General features: G+C 61.5%; 20 protein-coding genes. 16 read left to right on the forward strand and 4 right to left on the reverse strand.

Annotated elements, in window-relative coordinates; genetic code table 11:
• Positions 1 to 199: 199 nt before the first annotated feature.
• The 13 genes from AC25ND_RS25395 (at position 200) to AC25ND_RS25455 (ending at position 15189) form a co-directional block, all read left to right on the forward strand.
• Positions 200 to 1510, forward strand: coding sequence for an ABC transporter substrate-binding protein (locus AC25ND_RS25395; protein ID WP_028692022.1), 1311 nt, complete (start codon positions 200 to 202; stop codon positions 1508 to 1510).
• 70 nt (positions 1511 to 1580) lie between these two features.
• A complete protein-coding gene (locus AC25ND_RS25400) occupies positions 1581 to 2504 on the forward strand; it encodes a carbohydrate ABC transporter permease (RefSeq protein ID WP_011533228.1) in 924 nt (307 codons plus the stop codon).
• 10 nt (positions 2505 to 2514) lie between these two features.
• Positions 2515 to 3348, forward strand: a complete 834-nt coding sequence (locus AC25ND_RS25405; RefSeq protein ID WP_028692024.1) for a carbohydrate ABC transporter permease — start codon at positions 2515 to 2517, stop codon at positions 3346 to 3348.
• Positions 3349 to 3508: 160 nt separating this feature from the next.
• A complete protein-coding gene (locus AC25ND_RS25410) occupies positions 3509 to 4621 on the forward strand; it encodes an ABC transporter ATP-binding protein (protein WP_062361025.1) in 1113 nt (370 codons plus the stop codon).
• A 10-nt stretch (positions 4622 to 4631) separates the two neighbouring features.
• Positions 4632 to 6107, forward strand: a complete 1476-nt coding sequence (locus tag AC25ND_RS25415) for a mannitol dehydrogenase family protein (RefSeq protein ID WP_236248710.1) — start codon at positions 4632 to 4634, stop codon at positions 6105 to 6107.
• A 16-nt stretch (positions 6108 to 6123) separates the two neighbouring features.
• A complete protein-coding gene (gene xylB / locus AC25ND_RS25420; protein ID WP_486976650.1) occupies positions 6124 to 7614 on the forward strand; it encodes a xylulokinase in 1491 nt (496 codons plus the stop codon).
• Between the two features lie 41 nt (positions 7615 to 7655).
• Positions 7656 to 8600 (forward strand): carbohydrate kinase family protein, encoded by a 945-nt coding sequence (locus tag AC25ND_RS25425; RefSeq protein WP_486976651.1) that lies wholly within the window; start codon positions 7656 to 7658, stop codon positions 8598 to 8600.
• A gap of 176 nt (positions 8601 to 8776) precedes the next feature.
• Entirely contained in the window at positions 8777 to 9076 is a 300-nt protein-coding gene (hxsD, locus tag AC25ND_RS25430) for a His-Xaa-Ser system protein HxsD (protein WP_486976652.1), read from the forward strand.
• Positions 9073 to 10560 (forward strand): His-Xaa-Ser system radical SAM maturase HxsB, encoded by a 1488-nt coding sequence (gene hxsB, locus AC25ND_RS25435; protein WP_486976653.1) that lies wholly within the window; start codon positions 9073 to 9075, stop codon positions 10558 to 10560. Before hxsD ends, hxsB begins: the two co-directional genes overlap by 4 nt.
• A 5-nt stretch (positions 10561 to 10565) precedes the next feature.
• On the forward strand, positions 10566 to 11795 hold the full coding sequence (gene hxsC / locus AC25ND_RS25440) for a His-Xaa-Ser system radical SAM maturase HxsC (RefSeq protein WP_486976654.1): 1230 nt from the start codon (positions 10566 to 10568) through the stop codon (positions 11793 to 11795).
• Positions 11792 to 12400, forward strand: a complete 609-nt coding sequence (hxsA, locus tag AC25ND_RS25445) for a His-Xaa-Ser repeat protein HxsA (protein ID WP_036986456.1) — start codon at positions 11792 to 11794, stop codon at positions 12398 to 12400. The genes hxsC and hxsA overlap by 4 nt, the downstream gene beginning before the upstream one ends.
• Before the next feature lie 471 nt (positions 12401 to 12871).
• Entirely contained in the window at positions 12872 to 13294 is a 423-nt protein-coding gene (locus AC25ND_RS25450; RefSeq protein ID WP_084942470.1) for a hypothetical protein, read from the forward strand.
• Between the two features lie 71 nt (positions 13295 to 13365).
• Positions 13366 to 15189 carry a hypothetical protein gene (locus tag AC25ND_RS25455; RefSeq protein ID WP_486976655.1) on the forward strand — a complete coding sequence of 608 codons (1824 nt, stop codon included), beginning with the start codon at positions 13366 to 13368 and terminating at the stop codon, positions 15187 to 15189.
• 99 nt (positions 15190 to 15288) lie between these two features.
• Here the strand turns inward: AC25ND_RS25455 and AC25ND_RS25460 are convergent, their stop codons facing one another.
• Positions 15289 to 15498: an AbrB/MazE/SpoVT family DNA-binding domain-containing protein gene (locus tag AC25ND_RS25460; RefSeq protein ID WP_028692034.1), complete on the reverse strand. Its 210-nt coding sequence runs from the start codon at positions 15496 to 15498 to the stop codon at positions 15289 to 15291.
• A gap of 281 nt (positions 15499 to 15779) precedes the next feature.
• Between AC25ND_RS25460 and AC25ND_RS25465 the strand changes: the two genes are divergently transcribed.
• Both AC25ND_RS25465 and AC25ND_RS25470 read left to right on the forward strand, forming a co-directional pair.
• The gene (locus tag AC25ND_RS25465) at positions 15780 to 16343 is read left to right on the forward strand and encodes a hypothetical protein (protein WP_486976656.1); all 564 of its coding nucleotides are present in this window, start codon (positions 15780 to 15782) and stop codon (positions 16341 to 16343) included.
• Complete coding sequence (locus AC25ND_RS25470) at positions 16340 to 16729, forward strand: hypothetical protein (protein WP_069017820.1); 390 nt, start codon at positions 16340 to 16342, stop codon at positions 16727 to 16729. Before AC25ND_RS25465 ends, AC25ND_RS25470 begins: the two co-directional genes overlap by 4 nt.
• A 121-nt stretch (positions 16730 to 16850) precedes the next feature.
• On the opposite strand, the gene AC25ND_RS25475 is transcribed toward AC25ND_RS25470, so the two are convergent.
• From AC25ND_RS25475 to AC25ND_RS25485, 3 genes are all read right to left on the reverse strand, one after another.
• Complete coding sequence (locus AC25ND_RS25475) at positions 16851 to 17315, reverse strand: DUF6998 domain-containing protein (RefSeq protein WP_486976657.1); 465 nt, start codon at positions 17313 to 17315, stop codon at positions 16851 to 16853.
• A 148-nt stretch (positions 17316 to 17463) separates the two neighbouring features.
• Positions 17464 to 17772 carry a DUF3077 domain-containing protein gene (locus AC25ND_RS25480; protein WP_083242121.1) on the reverse strand — a complete coding sequence of 103 codons (309 nt, stop codon included), beginning with the start codon at positions 17770 to 17772 and terminating at the stop codon, positions 17464 to 17466.
• Positions 17773 to 17848: 76 nt separating this feature from the next.
• Entirely contained in the window at positions 17849 to 18085 is a 237-nt protein-coding gene (locus AC25ND_RS25485; protein ID WP_028688843.1) for a hypothetical protein, read from the reverse strand.
• A gap of 471 nt (positions 18086 to 18556) precedes the next feature.
• On the opposite strand from AC25ND_RS25485, the gene AC25ND_RS25490 reads away from it, so the two are divergent.
• Positions 18557 to 19648, forward strand: coding sequence for an HNH endonuclease (locus AC25ND_RS25490; protein WP_486976658.1), 1092 nt, complete (start codon positions 18557 to 18559; stop codon positions 19646 to 19648).
• Positions 19649 to 19764: the final 116 nt, after the last annotated feature.

Raw genomic sequence — 19764 nt, forward strand, 5'->3', positions numbered from 1 at the left:
CGTTAACGCTGAAACCCTGGGGCCGCTGCGCGCCCCTTTCGCGACACAAGGCCGCTCCCACAGGGAAATACCTAATCCCGGCACAGCAAAAAAGTATCAGCCAAGGTGCAGGCGAGGCTTTGTCGGCGTCGTCGCACAACGGTGTAATCGGCAGCGAGCGACACAAAAACAATAACGTCTTCCCCGAGGGAGTTCACCGATGAACGACTCGATCAAGGCCTGCCTGGCCGCCGCCTGCCTCAGCCTGCCGCTGCACACCCAGGCCGCCGAGACCCTGACCATCGCCACGGTCAACAACAACGACATGATCCGCATGCAGCGCCTGGCCAAGGTGTTCGAACAGCAGCACCCGGACATCCAGCTCAAGTGGGTGGTGCTCGAAGAGAACGTGCTGCGCCAGCGCCTGACCACCGACATCGCCACCCAGGGCGGGCAGTTCGACGTGCTGACCATCGGCATGTACGAAGCCGCGCTATGGGGCGCCAAGGGCTGGCTGGCGCCGATGACCGACCTGCCCGCCGACTACCACCTCGACGATGTGTTCCCTTCGGTGCGCAACGGCTTGTCGGCCAACGGCACGCTGTACGCCCTGCCCTTCTACGCCGAAGCCTCGATCACCTATTACCGCAAGGACCTGTTCGAGAAAGCCGGGCTGAGCATGCCCGAGCAACCCACTTGGACCCAGCTCGGCGAGTTCGCCGCCAAACTCAACCACCCCGACCAGGGCCAGTACGGCATCTGCCTGCGGGGCAAGGCCGGCTGGGGAGAAAACATGGCGCTGATCGGCACCGTGGCCAACGCCTTCGGCGCGCGCTGGTTCGATGAGCAATGGAAACCCGAATTCAGTGGCAGCGAGTGGAAGAACGCGCTGAATTTCTATGTGACCACCCTCAAGCAATACGGCCCGCCCGGTGCCTCCAGCAACGGCTTCAACGAAAACCTCGCGTTGTTCAACAGCGGCAAGTGCGCGATGTGGGTCGATGCCAGCGTCGCCGGCTCGTTCGTCACCGACAAGAGCCAGAGCAAGGTCGCCGACCAGGTCGGCTTCACCTTCGCGCCCAAGGAGGTCACCGACAAGGGCGCCACCTGGCTGTATTCCTGGGCCCTGGCGATTCCCACCAGCTCCAAGGCCAAGGACGCCGCCAAAACCTTCAGCACCTGGGCCACCTCCGAGGCCTACGGCAAGCTGGTGGCCGAGCAGGAAGGCGTGGCCAACGTGCCACCGGGCACCCGCGCCTCGACCTACAGCGACGCGTACCTGGCCGCCGCGCCGTTCGCCAAGGTGACCCTGGAATCGCTCAAACGCGTCGACCCCAACCACCCCACCCTCAAGCCCGTGCCTTATGTGGGCATCCAGCTGGTGACCATCCCCGAGTTCCAGGCCATCGGTACCCAGGTCGGCAAGCTGTTTTCCGCCGCGCTCACCGGGCAGATGAACGTGGACCAGGTGCTGGCCTCGGCCCAGCAATCCACTGAACGCGAGATGAAGCGCGCCGGCTACCCCAAGTAGCTCGCACCGCCGTAGACCGCGCCGTCCTGCGGCGCGGTGACCGCCCCTTTCCGATGCACACGGAGTCGCCATGAACACATCGGCCCTCGACACCCCGAGCCTCGCCACCGCGCGCCCCGGCAAACGCCGCGTCGGCCCCGGCTGGTTCCTGGTCAGCCCTTCGGTGGCGCTGCTGCTGTTGTGGATGATCGTGCCCCTGGGCATGACCCTGTATTTCTCGCTGATCCGCTACAACCTGCTGTACCCAGGCGAAAACCAGTTCGTGGGTCTTGAGAACTTCGCCTTCTTCGTCACCGACGCCGGCTTCATGCCCGGCGCCCTCAACACCCTGACCCTGGTCGGCAGCGTGCTGGCGATCAGCGTGGTGCTCGGCGTGCTGATCGCCGCGCTGCTGGAGGCCGGCGAGTTCTGGGGCCGCGGCGTGGTGCGGGTGCTGCTGATCTCGCCGTTCTTCATCATGCCCACGGTCAGCGCGCTGCTGTGGAAGAACCTGATCTTCCACCCGGTGTCGGGCATCCTCGCCGCCGTGTGGCGCCTGTTCGGCGCGCAGCCGGTGGATTGGCTGGCGCACTACCCGCTGCTGTCGATCATCCTGATCGTGTCGTGGCAGTGGCTGCCGTTCGCCATCCTGATCCTGATGACCGCGATGCAGTCGCTGGACCAGGAACAGAAGGAAGCCGCGCGCCTGGATGGCGCAGGCCCCTTGGCGATCTTCTGGCACCTGACCCTGCCGCACCTGGCCCGGCCGATCGCCGTGGTGGTGATGATCGAGACGATCTTCCTGCTCTCGGTGTTCGCCGAGATCTTCACCACCACCAGCGGCGGCCCCGGATACGAGTCCACCAACCTCGCCTACCTGATCTACAACCAGGCGTTGCTGCAGTTCGACGTCGGCATGGCCTCGGCCGGTGGCCTGATCGCCGTGCTGATCGCCAATATTGCCGCCATCGTGCTGGTTCGCATGATCGGCAAGAACCTCACCGCGCGCAGCTGAGGAGCCCGCCATGCTGACACTCAAGCAAACCCGCACCCTGAAGAACGCGCTGCTCGGCCTGCTGTGCTGGGCCATCGCCCTGGTGATCTTCTTCCCGATTTTCTGGATGCTGCTGACCAGCTTCAAGACCGAGCTGGACGCCTTCGCCACGCCGCCGCAGTTCCTCTTTGCGCCGACGCTGGAGAACTACCTGCACATCAACGAGCGCAGCGACTACTTCGCCTACGCCTGGAACTCGGTGCTGATTTCGTTCTCGGCGACCCTGCTGTGCATGCTGATCGCCGTGCCTGCGGCCTACTCGATGGCCTTCTTCGAGACCCGCCACACCAAGCGCACGCTGCTATGGATGCTGTCGACCAAGATGCTGCCGCCGGTGGGCGTGTTGATGCCGATCTACCTGCTGGCCAAGCAGTTCGGCCTGCTCGATTCGCGCCTGGCGCTGATCATCGTCTACACCCTGATCAACCTGCCGATCGTGGTGTGGATGGTGTACACCTACTTCAAGGACATCCCCGTGGACATCCTCGAAGCCGCGCGGCTGGACGGCGCCGGCACCTGGCAGGAGATCGTCCGCGTGCTGCTGCCGATCGCCCGCGGCGGGCTGGCCTCGACCTTGCTGCTGTCGCTAATCCTGTGCTGGAACGAGGCGTTCTGGTCGCTGAACCTGACCTCGTCCGCCGCCGCGCCTCTGACGGCGTTGGTGGCGTCCTATTCGAGCCCTGAAGGGCTGTTCTGGGCCAAGCTCTCGGCCGTCTCGACCCTGGCCTGCGCGCCGATCCTGATCTTTGGCTGGATCAGCCAGAAGCAGCTGGTGCGTGGGCTTTCGTTTGGGGCAGTCAAATGACTCCGCTATCAGGGGCTGCTTTGCAGCCCAATCGCGACACAAGGCCGCTCCCACAGGGGATCGCGCACGCCTGTGGGAGCGGCCTTGCGTCGCGAAAGGACCGCGAAGCGGTCCCGGCATTCCCGCATCCAACCCCGACTTTCGCCGAGGACACCCCCCCATGGCTGACCTGAAAATCCGCAACCTGCACAAAGGCTTCGATGGCCACGCCATCATCAAGGGCATCGACCTGGACGTGCGCGACCGCGAGTTCGTGGTCTTCGTCGGCCCCTCCGGCTGCGGCAAGTCCACCCTGCTGCGCCTGATCGCCGGCCTCGAGGAGGTCAGCAGCGGCAGCATCACCCTCGACGGCACCGACATCACCGACACCGCCCCGGCCAAGCGCGACCTGGCCATGGTGTTCCAGACCTACGCCCTGTACCCGCACATGACCGTGCGCAAGAACCTGTCCTTCGCCCTGGACCTGGCCGGCGTCGGCAAGCAAGAGGTGACAGCCAAGGTCGACAACGCCGCGCGCATCCTCGAGCTGCAACCGCTGCTCGAACGCAAGCCCCGCCAGCTCTCCGGCGGCCAGCGCCAGCGGGTAGCGATCGGCCGGGCGATCGTGCGCAACCCGAAAATTTTCCTGTTCGACGAGCCGCTGTCCAACCTCGACGCCGCCCTGCGCGTGCAGATGCGCCTGGAACTGGCGCGCCTGCACCAGGAGCTGGCGGCGACCATGATCTACGTGACCCATGACCAGGTCGAGGCGATGACCCTGGCCGACAAGGTGGTGGTGCTAAACGGCGGGCGCATCGAGCAGGTCGGTTCGCCGCTGGAGCTGTACCACCATCCGGCCAACCTGTTTGTCGCAGGGTTTCTGGGGACACCGAAGATGGGCTTTTTGCGTGGGCACCTGAGCCGCAACCAGGGCAACCAGTGCGAGGTCGCGCTTGAGTGCGGCGCCCGTATCGCCCTGCCGTTGTGCGCGGGGGAACTGCATGCCGGTAGCCAGGTGACGCTGGGGATTCGCCCCGAGCACCTGAACATCGACCGCGCCGGGCAAGGTATCCAAGGCTCGCTGCAGGTGACCGCCGATGTCAGCGAGCGACTGGGCAGCGACAGTTACTGCCATATGCGCGCCGCCTCCGGGGAAATGCTCACCGTGCGAGTGCGCGGGGATTTCGCACCAGCCTTTGGCGAGGCGCTGGAACTGACCTTCGATCCCGCCCATTGCCACCTGTTCGACAGCAACGGCCAGGCCCTCGACAAACGCCTGCAACAAGCGGCCTAAGGACTCCAGGATGAAACTGAACCAGCACAACCTCGGCCAACTGCCGCCCACCGTCGCCCGCCCCAGCTACGACCGCGCCCAACTGCGCCAGGGCATCGTGCACATCGGCGTCGGCGGCTTCCACCGCGCCCACCAGGCCGCCTACACCGACGCCCTGATGAACGGCGGAGAAGGCCTCGACTGGGCCATCTGCGGCATCGGTTTGCGCGGCGAAGACCGCGCCATGCGCGACGCCCTGGCCGGGCAGGACCATCTCTACACCCTGTTCGAACTGGGCGACCAGCCCGACACCAAGGTACGCGTGATCGCCGCCATCAACGGCATGCTGCTGGCCGAGGACGGCGCCGAACCGCTGCTGGCCAAACTGGCCGAACCCAATATCCGCATCGTCTCCCTGACCATCACCGAAGGCGGCTACTGCATCGACGACAGCACCGGCGAGTTCCGCGCCGACCTGCCGCAGATCCAGCACGACCTGGCCAACCCGCAATCCCCGCAAAGCGTGTTCGGCTACCTCTGCGAAGCCCTGCGCCGCCGTCGCGCCGCCGGCACCGGGCCGTTCACCGTGATGTCCTGCGACAACCTCCCGCACAACGGCGACGTCGCCCGCAAGGCCCTATTGGCCTTCGCCCAGCGCCTCGACCCCGACCTAGCCGACTGGATCGCCAGCCACGTCAGCTTCCCCAACGCCATGGTCGACCGCATCACCCCGATGACCAGCCCCGCCCACCGCCAGCAACTGCGCGAGCGCCACGGCGTCGACGATGCCTGGCCGGTGGTGTGCGAGCCGTTTTTGCAATGGGTGGTGGAAGATGACTTCGTCGCGGGCCGCCCGGCCTGGGAGAAAGTCGGCGTGCAGTTCACCCGCGACGTCACCCCCTATGAAGAGATGAAGATCAAGCTGCTCAACGGCAGCCACCTGGCCCTCACCTACCTGGGCTTTTTGCAAGGCTACCGCTTCGTCCACGAAACCCTCGCCGACCCGCTGCTGCGCCGCTACATGCACGCCTTCATGGACCAGGACGTGACCCCGCAACTGGCCCCGGTGCCCGGCATCGATCTTGAGCGCTACAAGCAAAGCCTCGGCGAACGCTTCGCCAACCGCGCCATCGCCGACCAGCTGGAGCGCGTGTGCTCCGACGGCTCGTCGAAGTTCCCCAAGTTCATCGTGCCCACCGCCAACCGCCTGATCGCCGACGGCAAGCCCCTGGAGCGCGTGGCCCTGGTGGTGGCCGCCTGGGCCCTGTACCTGCGCGGCGAAGACGAGCACGGCAACCGCTACAGCATCCCCGACCCCCGCGCCGCCGATTGCCAGGCGCGTGTGGTGCAGCGCGACGGCCTGGCCGCCCGGGTGCTGGGCGACGAAGCGATCTTCGGCAGCGCCATCCCCGCGTCCAAGGCCTTCGTCAGCGCCTTCGAGCGCCTGTACGACAGCTTGCGCGAAGTCGGCGTGAGTGAAACCCTGCGCCAGGTCCTCGGCGACTGACACGGAGTGTTTCGAAATGGACGGATTGTTCCTCGGCATCGACTGCGGCACACAGGGCACCAAGGCCCTGGTGCTGGACGCCGGCAGCGGCCAGGTACTCGGCCTGGGCAGCGCCGCCCACGCGCCGCCCCGGGGCCGTGACGGCCGGCGCGAGCAGGATCCCGCCGACTGGCTGGATGCCTTGCGAGCGGCGGTGGCCGCTGCCTTGCGTGAAGCCGGTGTGGATGGCCACGCGATCCGCGCATTGGCCGTGTCCGGCCAGCAGCACGGCCTGGTGATGCTCGACGCCCAGAGCCAGGTGCTGCGCCCGGCCAAGCTCTGGTGCGACACCGAGAGCGCGCCCGAGAACCAGGCACTGCTCGATGCCCTCGGCGGCGCCCAAGGCTCCCTCGAGCGCCTCGGGCTGGTGATCGCGCCGGGCTATACCGTGTCCAAGTTACTGTGGACCAAGCGCCATCATCCCGATCTGTTCGCCCGCCTCGCCCATATCCTGCTACCCCACGACTACCTGAATTACTGGCTGACCGGTCGCGCCTGCACCGAACCCGGCGACGCCTCCGGCACCGGCTATTACGACGTACGCCGACGGACCTGGGCGCCCGATGTCCTTCAGCACATCGAGCCAGGCGAGCGTCTTTTGGCGGCGCTACCTGAGCTGGTCGAATCCGGCGATTGCATCGCCCCCCTGCGCGAACAGGCCGCCATTGCCCTCGGCCTGAGCCCGCAGACCTGGGTGGCCACGGGCGGCGGCGACAACATGCTCGGCGCCATCGGCACCGGCAATATCGCCCCCGGCATGATCACCCTGAGCCTCGGCACCTCCGGCACCCTGGCCGCCTACGCCGACCAGCCCCACGTCAGTGCCCAGGGCGAAGTGGCGACCTTCTGCGCCTCCAGCGGCGGCTGGCTGCCGTTGATCTGCACCATGAACCTCACCAGCGCCTGCGCCCTGGTACGCGACCTGCTGGAGCTCGACCTCGACCGTTTCACCGCCTTCGCCGCCCAAGCCCCGATCGGCGCCGACGGCCTGCTGATGCTGCCCTTCTTCGACGGCGAACGCGTGCCCGCGTTGCCCGAAGCCACCGCCAGCTTGCACGGCATGACCAGCGCCAAACTGACCCGCGCCAACCTCTGCCGCGCCGTGCTCGAAGGCACCTGCTTCAGCCTGCGCTACGGCCTCGACCTGCTGCGCGCCAGCGGCCTGCCAGGCAGCGAGATCCGCCTGGTCGGCGGCGCGGCGAAAAGCCCGCTGTGGCGCCAGACACTGGCCGACCTGCTCGGCCTGCCAGTGGTATGCCCCCAACAGACCGAAGCCGCCGCCCTGGGCGCCGCGATCCAGGCCGCCTGGAGCCTCGGTCGCCAACTGGGCCAGGGCGACAGCCTCGAAACCCTGTGCAAACGCTGCGTCGCCCTCGACGAAAGCACCCGAACCCTGCCCCGCCCGGCGCAACAGGCCGAGTACGAGGTCGCCTATCAACGCTACCGGGAGCAACTGCCTGCGCGCTGAGTGCGGGTATCCTTCCCTTGTCTATCGTTCTGGAGAATTGCATGTACCTGGTGTGTGGCGAGGCCCTGTTCGATGTCTTCAGCCTGGAAAACAGCAGCCGCAGCAGCGAGCTGGGGTTTACCGCGATTGCCGGCGGGTCGCCGTTCAACGTGGCCGTCGGCCTGCGCCGGCTGGGCGTGGCGTCGGCGTTGTTTGGCGGGGTGTCCAGCGACTACCTCGGTGCCCGGCTGCGCCGGGTGCTGGAGGAGGAACGAGTGGACTGCCGCTATGTGGTAACCAGCGATGCACCGACCACCCTGGCCATGGTCGGGCTGGATGCCAATGGCTCGGCGCAGTATCAGTTTCGCGGTGAAGGCTGTGCGGATCGGCAGGTGACGCTGGCACATCTGCCGGAGCTGGATGAGCGTGTGCGTGGGTTGCATGTAGGCTCATACACACTGGTAGTGCAGCCCGTAGCCGATACGCTGATGGCACTGGTGGAGCGCGAGCGGGACCGGCGGCTGATCAGCCTTGATCCGAATGTGCGGCTTAATCCGCAGCCGGATGTGGCGTTGTGGCGGCGGCAGGTGGAAGCGTTTGCCGGGCATGCGCATGTGATCAAGGCCAGTGAGGAAGATATCGCCCTGCTCTATCCGGGCCGGGAGACTCGTGACGTGGCGCGGGGCTGGCTCAACGAACGCTGCCGGTTGGTTTTCATTACTCATGGAGCAGACGGTGCCAGTGTGCATTGCGCGCACGGCTCATGGCAGCGCCCAGCGGATACCTCGTTGCCGGTTTGCGACACCGTAGGCGCCGGTGACACCTTCCAAGCTGCAGTGCTCGCCTACCTCGCACGCCTCGGAGCAGACAGCCCAGCCGGTGTGGCGAAGCTCCCCCATGAAACCATCGATGCGATCCTCGCCTACGCAATCCATGCCGCAGCGATCACCTGCTCCCGAACAGGCCCGGATCTGCCCTTCGAGCATGAACTACCACCGACATTCTGAGGATCATCCATAGCCTGGGAAGCTTTCATACAACGCTTCCCACTCTCATCATTTTTCCTATACCGCCCATCAAAATCCTGACTGAATGTATGCAAATGTAAAAAAATATGATGGCACTATGCCTCGTTAGCCGGCAAAATCCATACATTCCCAATGGATTTGAAGGATCGGTTCCAATGACATGGCCAGTCATTCTGAAACTCGACAGCGCAGCCTATTCCCTAAGCGTGGTGCAACGAACCGCTTATGCCTTGGCTGAAACAGTCGCGATTCAGATCGGCATTGAAGCTGACCAGATCAGCCTCGCTGCCTTCCCTGCTAAAGCGAAAGTCATCCTGCCTCAGGAGCAGGCGCATTCGCTGATCCTCCAGCATTTAAATGACTTTGCCCTACGTGATCACATCAACCGTGAGACAGCTGGGTTGCGTGAGGTGCTGGCTCGAGCAGCGCTTGCTGGATGCGGAGTTTCGCGGTGACACTGATCGCGACCGACGCTAACGGCTACCATCTGCTGCCCTTTCGCTTCATGCGCCTGAGCACCGGAAATGACCGCGACATTTTGCTCACCTCCGATACAGGCGAGTACATGCACGTGAACGACGCGCAGTTGCGGGCCCTCAGTTACTTCGACATAGAAACAGGCACACCTTTCTACAAGGACCTGCTAGCTCGCCATTTCATCTACGAACCGACACGTCACGACCCTTTTCCCGAAATGGCGGCGCAATATCGCAGCCGCAAAGACTTTCTTTTCCAGGGCCCAGCCCTGCACTTGTTCGTTGTAACGCTACGCTGCAACCACACCTGCCAGTACTGCCAAGTTTCGCGCGCACCGCTGGGTGGCTCAGGCCATGACTTATCGGAAGCGGATGCACTCGCTGCTGTTGATCGCTTGTTCGAGTCGAACGCTCCCGCCCTGACAGTGGAGTTTCAGGGCGGCGAGCCAATTCTGGCCTTCGAACGTGTACGCCAGATTGTCGAATGGGTAGCTGCACGAAACTTGGTCGAGCAACGAGATATTCAGTTCGTCATTACCACAACGTTGCACCACCTGACAGACGAAGTACTCGACTTCGCAAAACAGCACCGCATCCAGTTCTCGACGTCCCTCGATGGACCGGCGCCCTTGCACAATGCCAACCGCCCAACGCCTTCACGAGACTCTTACGAGCGCACCGTGGAAGGCATAAAACGGGTCCGTGAGCATCTTGGACACGACGCAGTCTCCGCACTGACAACGTTGACTTCTCGAAGCCTTGAACAGCCTGAAGCTATCATCGACGAATACGTAAAGCAGGGTTTTTCCAGCATTTCACTTAGACCGCTCAGCCCTTACGGGTTTGCTTCCAAGAGTGCACATCGCCTTGACTATCCGATTGAGCAGTACCTGACCTTCTACACGAAGGCGCTGGCCTATCTGCTGAAGATCAACCAGCAAGGAACCTACCTGTCGGAGAGCTACACCAGCTTGCTGCTGAAGAACATCCTGACGCCCTTCTCATCCGGCTATGTCGACCTGCGCTCACCCGCCGGCGCGGGTACAGCGGCGCTGGTCTACAACTATGACGGTTACGTCTACCCGTCGGACGAGGCTCGGATGCTGCTGGAGATGGGCGAAGACGGTTTAAGGTTGGGCACAGTCCAGCAACCCTTGTCAGAACTTTTGGCCTCACCCGTTAAGGAGGCGCTGCTTGCCAGTGGCGTCGCGGAGGCATTGCCGGGCTGTTCGGATTGCGCATTGGTTCCCTACTGCGGCGCAGACCCGGTCGAGCATTATGCTCGCCAAGGTGATCCGATCGGACACCGGTTGTTCAGCAGTTTCTGCAAGAAGAACATGGGGCTGTTAAAGCACTTGTTCGCCTTGCTTCGCGACGGAGATGACAACGTCCAAAGGGTACTGCTGTCCTGGTTGAACAGGCGCTCATACAACGATGTTCGCTTTCCAGGCTACAGGGGCTGAGGACGATGCTGCGCAAAGATACCCACTTCGAAATTCAACACCTGAATGAACCAAAGCTGCTCAAGGTCATCACCTTGGATGAGTTCATTGAGCAAGGTGTCGCAGTTTGCGCCGGTGCCGCGCAATTCCATGATTTGCTGCTCTGGCTACCCAACAAAGATCTTGAGCGAAATCCACATCTGGTTTCATTGCCAGTGGGCGGCTTCCTGACCCCAGAGTCACTCACTAGCCCCTTCGACAACGGCAGGCTACATCTGCATTCCCCCAAAGACCCGGATGTCGTTCAACCTGGCGATGTCATTGCCATTACCCCTGGCAATGCATTGGTAAGAGTGCTCTATCGACGCGGGTCAGACAGTAACCTGCTGTTCATGACGGATCGTTGCAACAGTCTCTGCCTGATGTGCTCGCAACCGCCTAAAGATATCGATGACCGCTGGCATATCGAGGAAAACCTTCGACTGATCGACCTGATGGATGCAGGCGAGGAAAACCTGGGGATCAGCGGCGGAGAGCCCACACTTTATCGCGATGGCCTGCTTGAGATTCTGGCCAAGTGCAAAACCGTTTTGCCGCGGAAGTCCATACATGTGCTCAGCAATGGTCGGCTGTTCAAAGATCCGAGCTGGATCGCAGCCCTCGCGGTCCTAGGCCACCCACAGTTGAGTTGGGGCATCCCGCTGTATGCCGACAACGCAGTCGACCATGACCATGTAGTTCAGTCCCCGGGCGCCTTCAGCGAAACCGTGCAAGGACTCTATAACCTCGCACGCGCTAACCAGATCATTGAGATACGCGTGGTACTCAGTCGCCTGACCACACCACGCTTGCCTGAATTAGCCCATTACGTGTTCAGGAACCTCCCCTTCGTACGGCACGTTGCGTTGATGGGTATCGAAAGTACTGGTCTGGCCAGAAAGCACTACGAGGAGTTGTGGATTGACCCGCTGGATTATCAAGAGGCATTGAGCCAAACCGCCTATTTCCTCTTCAACCGTGGGATGCCGGTTTCAATCTACAACCTGCCCCTGTGTTTGATCCCACCCCACCTCTCACGATTCGCCCGCCAGAGCATCTCCGACTGGAAAAACCTGTTCATCGATACCTGTCAGCAATGCGCTGCCGTCAAACATTGCTCAGGGTTCTTCAAATCCCACACTGACCGCTGGCAGAGCCGCGGCGTACGACAACTATCGACCGAGGCCTTTAGCGCCTATGCAAGGAGTGCACAGTGAAATTGCTTGACCGCTGGAAAATCCTGATCAGTGGCATCACCTTGTTGCCGATGGCTGGTACCACATTGGCACAGGCGGGCCATACACCGCTTGCCGATGCGAACTGGCAACCAAGCGACAAGCTGCAGCCTCCAGTCTTTGCCGATACGCTCAATGCCGCAGACGCAGTGAACATTTATGCGGCACATCGCTCGCACAGCTCACATCGGTCCCATAGCTCCCACAGTTCCCATTACAGCGGGTCCGGTGGCTATAGCGCGCCTCGTTACTACAGCCCGCCCGCAACGAGCACGCGGAGCTACAGTGCGCCGAGTACTTCGCACAGTACTTCAGGTAGCAATAGCCTTTATCAGTCGACCGGCACTGCTCCCGGAGCGAGCCCGGGTACGTCAAAGACCCGCGCGACCAACGAACAGAAAAGCAACTTGGTCAAGCGCGTACAGACTGCACTTATGGTTCGCCAGTACTATCAAGGCACAATTGATGGGGTCTTGGGCAAGGCTACTCGTGGCGCGTTAATGGCCTTCCAAATGGATAGTGCCCTGACCGTGAATGGCAGGATGGATACACCCACTCTCAATTCACTGGGGATCAAGATTCCATAAAGGCAAGGCTCACCTGACAACCCCGAGCGGGATTACCTTTTGCCCAGCAATTCAGACGCAAAGCTGCTCGATCATCGCCGCGTTATTGTCACGCGCCGATAAAGCTTGGCCACGAGCCTGGAACGGACATGGACGTCAAGGTCATGGTCAAGCAACTCCAGACCGTGGTTCATCCAGGAGGCTTTGTGTCACCGAGGCTACAAAATTCGCTCATTTTAGTAGTCCAGGGACTACAACATTAAAGAGGCGAAGGCACGTTCCGCGAAGGGCAATCGACACCATCGAAATCATCGTGGGAGCGGGCTTGCCCCGCGATGCGGGCGACACGCGGTAGGACACCTGTTGCACGCCTAATTGCAGCTGCAGGACCGCCGTGGATCGTTACACAGGTAAGTCCAAAGAATGATGTCATTCGGACATCATGCCACGCTAATCTAGGAAGACGAACAGCGAACAACAAGGAAGGACGCCATGCAGCACATTACCCAAGTCGATAACACTCTTTGGGCACTGATCAGCCGCTTACAGGGGACGGAGCTGCGAACGCCCTCCAACGCCAGCAACACCCGTTTCAGAATCGCGGCGGTCAACAACGACCACGTAAGGGTGGTAACCGGCACGAACAACAGCTCAATCACCCTGACCCGTGCGGCCTTCCAGCAAACGCTAGATTACCTGGCCAGCAACCGACACTTCGGGGAAGCACACGCAGTGGAGATTCGCTCCAATCTAGCGCCAGAAAACGCCGGCCCGCTTTGCCACGCCGCTCGTCGCCAACCCGATGGCCGTCCAGGCACCGTCGTCATCACCTACATCCTGCCGATACTGGAACACTGCCAGGCTGTCGCCATTCAGCGCGACGCCAGGCCTACCAGCACCTGGCTGGTGCCTTGAGCCCACCCCACCTTGTACGGGGGCACCCGCTCCCTTTACCCGATACACCGTTCAAAAGGTAAGGACACACGATGGCAACCTCAGGAATCGATTGCGACGACGACTTGTTCACCAGCCTCATCAGCGCCACGCCCGAAGAAGTGGACATTCTGGTGGACATCATCACCGACTTCTCCCGGGGCCGCGCCGGCCTGGATGCAGACATCAAGAAGCAGCTGGTACAGGCCAAGCACAGCTCGCGACCGGCGGGCTATACCGAGCAGCAACTTGACCTGCTGGGCCATGAGCTGCAGCAGTTCGGCGGGCATTCGGCCATGAACCTGGCCCGTCGCCTGTTGAAGAAATCGGCGGTGCCCTACGCCGAGATCGTCAACGACGTGTACCAGAAGCTCAACGGCAGCGGCGCAACCAGCGTGGCGGACAAGGAACGCCAGATCGCCCTGGCGCTGTTCGGTGCCGGCTGGCGGGAGCTACCGGCCAGCGAGCGTTTCGAGCGGGCCACCAGCACCAAGGTGCTGGCTGGGCTGTTCAAACTTGAAGAGGCGCTGCCCAAAGGGGCCGCCAGCATGATCGGCCTCTCCGCCTCGCGCAGCGCGGCACTGTTCACCATGGCCGCGACCACCGGATTGCGCCTGAACCCCTTCGGCGCTGCCTTCACGGCCGGCGTGGGCCTGCACAGCAGCGTGGCTGAAGCCTACCGCGTGACCGTGCCCTTCGTTGCCCAGATGGGCTGGATCCGCCTGCGCCGGGAAGCACCCGCCACGCCCCCGGCCACACGCCCCGACACCCAGCCAGTGGCCACCGCTTCCCAGACCACGGCCGACCTGGTGGTCCAGGACGGCCAGGGCGGCACATTGCTCAAGCTCAACGTCGTGCAACGCCCGCCCGCAGGTACCCATCGCTCACTGCCAACCGACCAGATCAGTGCGCTCAACCCGCTGCTGGCCAATGTGCCCGGCCTGGCCGCCATGGGCGAGCTGGCTAGCGGCAACTACGTGGTGTGCAGCCTGCCGTTCGAGACACTGACCAAGAACGCCAACGGCGACGGCAGCGTCCGGGCCTTCGTGCGTACCGGCGGCAAGATCAGTGAACAGGCCAGCCTGTCACTGCCTGAAGACCTGCAGAACGTGCTGCTCAGTGGCGTGGTGTGGAACGCGGTGTCCTCGGCGGTGGGCCAGAAGCACTTGCACGACATCAACGAGAAGCTGGACGCCATCAAGCGTCAACTGGATGCCGTGCAGCACGATCTGGACGAAAAACAGTGGGAAGAGCTGACCGGGATGTTCGAGTACACCCAAGGCGTGCTCGATCACTATCCGCAAGAAGGCATCGACAGCATTGCCCGCCAGACACTTGAGAATCAACATAGCCAGATCACCTCCCTGGCCAAATACTTCGATCGCAAGATGAACGAAGAACTGAAGCACGCCCAAGATGTGCAGGCTGACAGATTGTTCGGTGTGGACAGCACCCGCCAGGCATTGCTGGGCAGCCTGACGAAGATGGAGGGTTGGGTCAGCGGTTACCTGCAAACCGCACAGCTGCAGGTGGTCAGTTGTGCCTTGCGCTACCTGGCCGAGCCACTGCAACGCTATCGCACCCAGGCGGCCAAGGCTCTCGAAAGTCTCGGCCAACTGGAGGAAATCGGTAACCAGAGCCGCAGCATCTACAACTCGCAGATGGAACTGACCAGTTCACGCATGTTCAGCCTCGACGCCTCGCTGAAACAAAGCTTCACGGCGCAACTGGACGGCCTGAGCAGCGTCTTGGCCCAAGGCCCGCAGGACACCCAGCAACTGCAGCAGTCGCTGTTCGATCAAGGGGAGCGTCAGGTACTGCTGCGTTATGAGAACGGACAGATCGCCGAAGCCCAACTGCTGGAGCGGGCAATCTGAGGGCGGCCAACGTAGCCTTTGGTATAAGCGGAACGGGGGATGGCACAATCAGGGCCGGGGGCGTGAGTGTGCAGAAGTTGTCTGCTGACGATCACGCTCTCAACCTTCGAACAGCACGGTGCACTTGCGATTCGCTTGTGCCCGTGCCCGAAGATCAGCCATGCGACTCAGCAACGATGCAGGGATGGGCTGGAGACGTTCCGGGTTCTCGGTAATGTCCGTGTGCACAAGCTCAAGAATGGCTTTTTCGGCCTCCTGCGCTTCGCATTCGATGGCCAGAAGTTCCACGTTCACCCTTGATTTGGACATGTTTTGCTCCTTCATCCGAACTATGCGACAACTGCCGCATGTGCGGTCTGACCAAGGGAATGTACAGCAGAATGACTTGAGGGAAATGAGGCACAAGCCCACCGTTACATGTTTCAGAACGGAACTACATGCCCATTGCCGATCGATCGGCACAGGCGCTCGCTCTAAACCGCACCTGAACGCCGCAGGCCTTTAGCCATTAGCACAACCGCCCTAATCGACCCTACTCACCCAGCACTCGTATAGTCCCCTCTGGATTACAAAAACCAGGAAAGGACTCCATGGGTCACAAACTTCCCCCCCTCTGCCAATGGCTGGCCATCCTGGCCCTCACCTGCAGCATCCCAACCCTGGCCGCCCCCGCCTCGGGCGACTACTGGATCATCTACGGCAAAGGCGAACGCCTGCACAACGAGGTCTACGTCGCCGATGCCGCTGGCATCCTGCAAAAGCCCGGTGGCGTGCAATCGGCCCAGGTCATGCAGCTGTTCGAAGACCCGGCCTTCCCGACCCTCGCCGCCTACGAGGTGCAGGTCAAATGCAAACAGCGCCAGATCCGCCTGGACAGCGCCCGGGCGATACGTCGCTTCGACGGCGCCGTGCGCGATGTGAAAACCAACGCCAAAGACTGGGCCGCACCAAAGGACTACTGGCTGCAGCGCACCTTCGCCTTCGTCTGCGCCCCCGACAACCGCGCGCGCAACCAGATGCTGTCGATCGGCAAGATGCCGGCGGCGAAGATGGTCGCCACCATCCAGGCCATGTTCATCCAGTTGATTGGCGTGCAGGCCAACAGCCAGGCAGTGCAGGAGCTGGACGACATGCTGGCGAACACCCCACGATGAGCACGCGTCCTCTGCTGGTCCTTGGCCTGTTGCTGCCTGTGCTGGCCGGCTGCATCCCGACCCTGCCGGAGCTGATGGCGGGCAACCAATGGCAAGGGCGCGACGCCAAGCAGGCCATCGACTTCTTCGGCCCGCCCATGCGCATGGAGCCGCTGCCCAACGGCGCTGGGGTGCAGTTGGGCTGGTACCGCGATACCACCTACGTGCAAAAGGAGGTGGTCGGCAGTACAGCCGAGATGCAAGGCAATGTGATGGTCCATACCAACTACTGGGACGACGTGGCCCATCCTGGCGGCTGCACGATCTTGATGTCGGTGAACAAGGCGCGGCAGATCAACGACTTTTCCACCAAGGGCCGCTGTAACGGGGTGAACCTGGCGCCATAGCGGCTAGGCGAAAACAAATCCTGTGGGAGTGGGCTGCTCCCAACACCGGCGCAGCTGGTGCCATCCACCACATGGCCTGCTTCATAACGAACTGGGACCTACCCTGCCAAAACAACCCCGCTCAACGCCGCGGTATCCGATCCTGCTCAGCCACCGTACCATTCAACCGCCTGAGCATGGCCATCAGATTCCCATGCAACCCCGTACGCGTAGGCCTGCGCCCAGCCAGTTGCTGCTGAATCAGATAGCCCGGACCGTTGTAGACCTCTTCAAACGTGCCATCCCGGTTCATGCGAATACCGAGGTAATAATCAGGCACGTGATGCACGGGGAATGTCAGGGTGGTGCCGAAGGTGGTCTTGATCTGCACATTACGCCCCGCATCACAAACCGCATCGTGATGCCTGGTGAGCCCGTCATTGAGCGTCAGCCTGTACGCCAGGCTGGCCACCACCTCGCCGATATCGCCGACCAACCTACCGTCCAGGGTAAAAGGCTTGCCAGGATAGGCCGCCTGCAGTTGCCCGACAGCGGCGAAGAGATCGTGCAGCGCGTTTTTGATCTTCAGTTCAATGGTCGCATCCATGGGCGGGCCTATAGCTGAAAGCGGTTTCGTTGGCGGTACAGCGCACAACTTTGCTCGGTAGCGCTGGACTATTACAGCTGAATATTCCCTCACAATGTCAGAACGGGGAAGCGCCCAGGTAATATTGCCCGGGCGATTTACTCAATCGCTATTCCGCCGGTAAGCGAACCGTCAACCCATGATTCACATCCTGGGCCAACGCCTTGGCCATGCCACTGAGGTAATGCACCGCTGTCAGCAGCGTAGGCAGATGATCAGTTTCCACCATCGCCAGATCACTGATCTTGTGCACCGCACACATCAGCACGGTCGCCTGCTCCACCGCATGGTCCAGCGGATGCCCCGCCACAACACGGAACAGCGGGTCTTGCACACTCACCTGCGCGCCTTCGCCGAAATGCCCGACGCCGGTGGTGGCGAGTTTCTTGATGCACGGGATCTGCAATTCCTTATCCATACCATTCCTCCTGCGGCCCCGCGAACAGCGCGGGGCCTGATCGGTGAAGATCAAGTGCGAGCCCAGGCTCGCCAGGTCAGTGCCGGGATTGCACGCGGCTCAGCGCTACTTCCACCAGGGTGCGGGCGCTGTCGATTTCGTGCATGGCGGCGAGGGTCAGGACCTGGCCTGGGGGTTTGGCGTGCAGCAGGACGGTTTGCTGGCTGACGGTCAGGGCGCAGACGAGGTATTCGGAGATCTGGACCAGGAGGTCTTCGAGGGTGTGGGTGGTGTATTTGTCGTGTAGAGGTGGATCGGGGACTATTTTCAGCATGGTAGAGCTCCTATTTTCAAATGGAGCTACCGCTCTCTGCTGTCAAACAGAAAGGTGGCAGCTGTACGCGGGTTGACAGACCGGGAAAATAGGAAACCGGCGCACCGAGGTGCCCCACGTACAGCCACCATAGACGGCCATGCACGCGCGTTACTATCTTCCCGGTCTGTCAAAACCGGCCGCTGAATTGGCAGCGACTTGGCGAGACTAGATGGGTGATGCAGCGGCTGCAACGGGCTGTAAGGGGGTAGGAGTATGTTTCGGAAACGGACTACAAGGAAGAGGGAAAATCCGATTCCGTAGACCCTGGGCACGCCTGCTGCCACAACGAATATGGACCTGAAACGCATACGAACTCTCGCGCGGAGGCTACGATCGCAGTGGCGCTTTGCCATTTTTCTTGAACCGTTTGATCACTTTGGCGACGATGGGGAAATTTCCTACAAACATCGGCGACAAAGGGCAGCACACGTGGCGATCAAAGCTGTATCGAAGGAACGTATTGACGAGGCTTTGCTGGAATTTGACCGCGATTTTAGAGGAAAACGAGAGTGGCTTGGTTGGGAGACGAACCCGGCCCACCGCTACGCGATTGCTGTAGGGGATACATCCTATCCAGCAAAGAAAATAGTCTCCTTGGCTACCGGCATCGCAGTGGGCCAATTCCCTGGCGGACACCTCACAAACCGCTATTTAGAAAAGCGTGGGTTTACCATCATCGAGCTGCAAAGCACTGGTCTAGAAGTAGTCCTGCAGTTCGAGCCTGGGGCCATTTACGATCGAGTGACTGAAATCAACGGACCATTCGGGGGTAGCCGACAGAGCGGCATAGCGGCATCTGCTACCTACCCGGCGATTTTCTTGTTTACAGGCGATAGTGGCGAGCAATACGGCTATGCCGACCGCTGGGAGAACGGTGCGTTTCTCTACACCGGTGAAGGGCAGCGTGGGCCTATGACATTGAACCGTGGCAACAGAGCTGTCGCTGAGCATGCTGAGACAGGTCGTGCGCTTCATCTGTTCAAATCGCTCGGTAAAGGGAAAGGTAATCGCTATATAGGTGAGTTCTGCTGCGCCGACGTCTTTGAACGAATCCAACCGGATATTGATGGTGAGGATCGTACTGCTCTTGTATTCAGATTGGTACCTGTGAGCAGTCCAGAGCTGAACATCGAAACTGAGTTGGGGACGGGGGTTGAACTCGAAGATTCGTTAGCTGCTGCTCGGATAGCCGCTCTGGCTGCCTGCAAGCCCATAACGAATGCAATGGACCAATCGGCGCATCGCAAAATTTACCAGCGTAGACGGAAGGTCGCTCACTACGTCCTCATGCGTGCCAAAGGCTTATGTGAAAGCTGCGACAAGCCAGCCCCCTTCATTAAGAAGGATGGAACCCCATACCTGGAGCCGCATCATGTAAATCGGCTCTCTGACGGAGGCCTCGACCATCCTCGGTACGTTGGTGCTGTCTGCCCGTCCTGCCATCGCGAGATTCATTCAGGCGTGCACGGCATGTCACTTAACGAGCAGTTGAAGCGACGACTTAAAGCAATTGAAGGCTGAGTTAAATTTGTCAAACTTGAATCGCCCCTGGTTTCGTAGACACCTCCAAGCCTCATAATGAGGCCCAAATAGGAGGTGCCATGAGTCGTCAGCGTTACCCCGAAGAATTCAAGATC

The sequence above is a fragment of the Pseudomonas sp. P110(2024) genome, assembly GCF_057480795.1.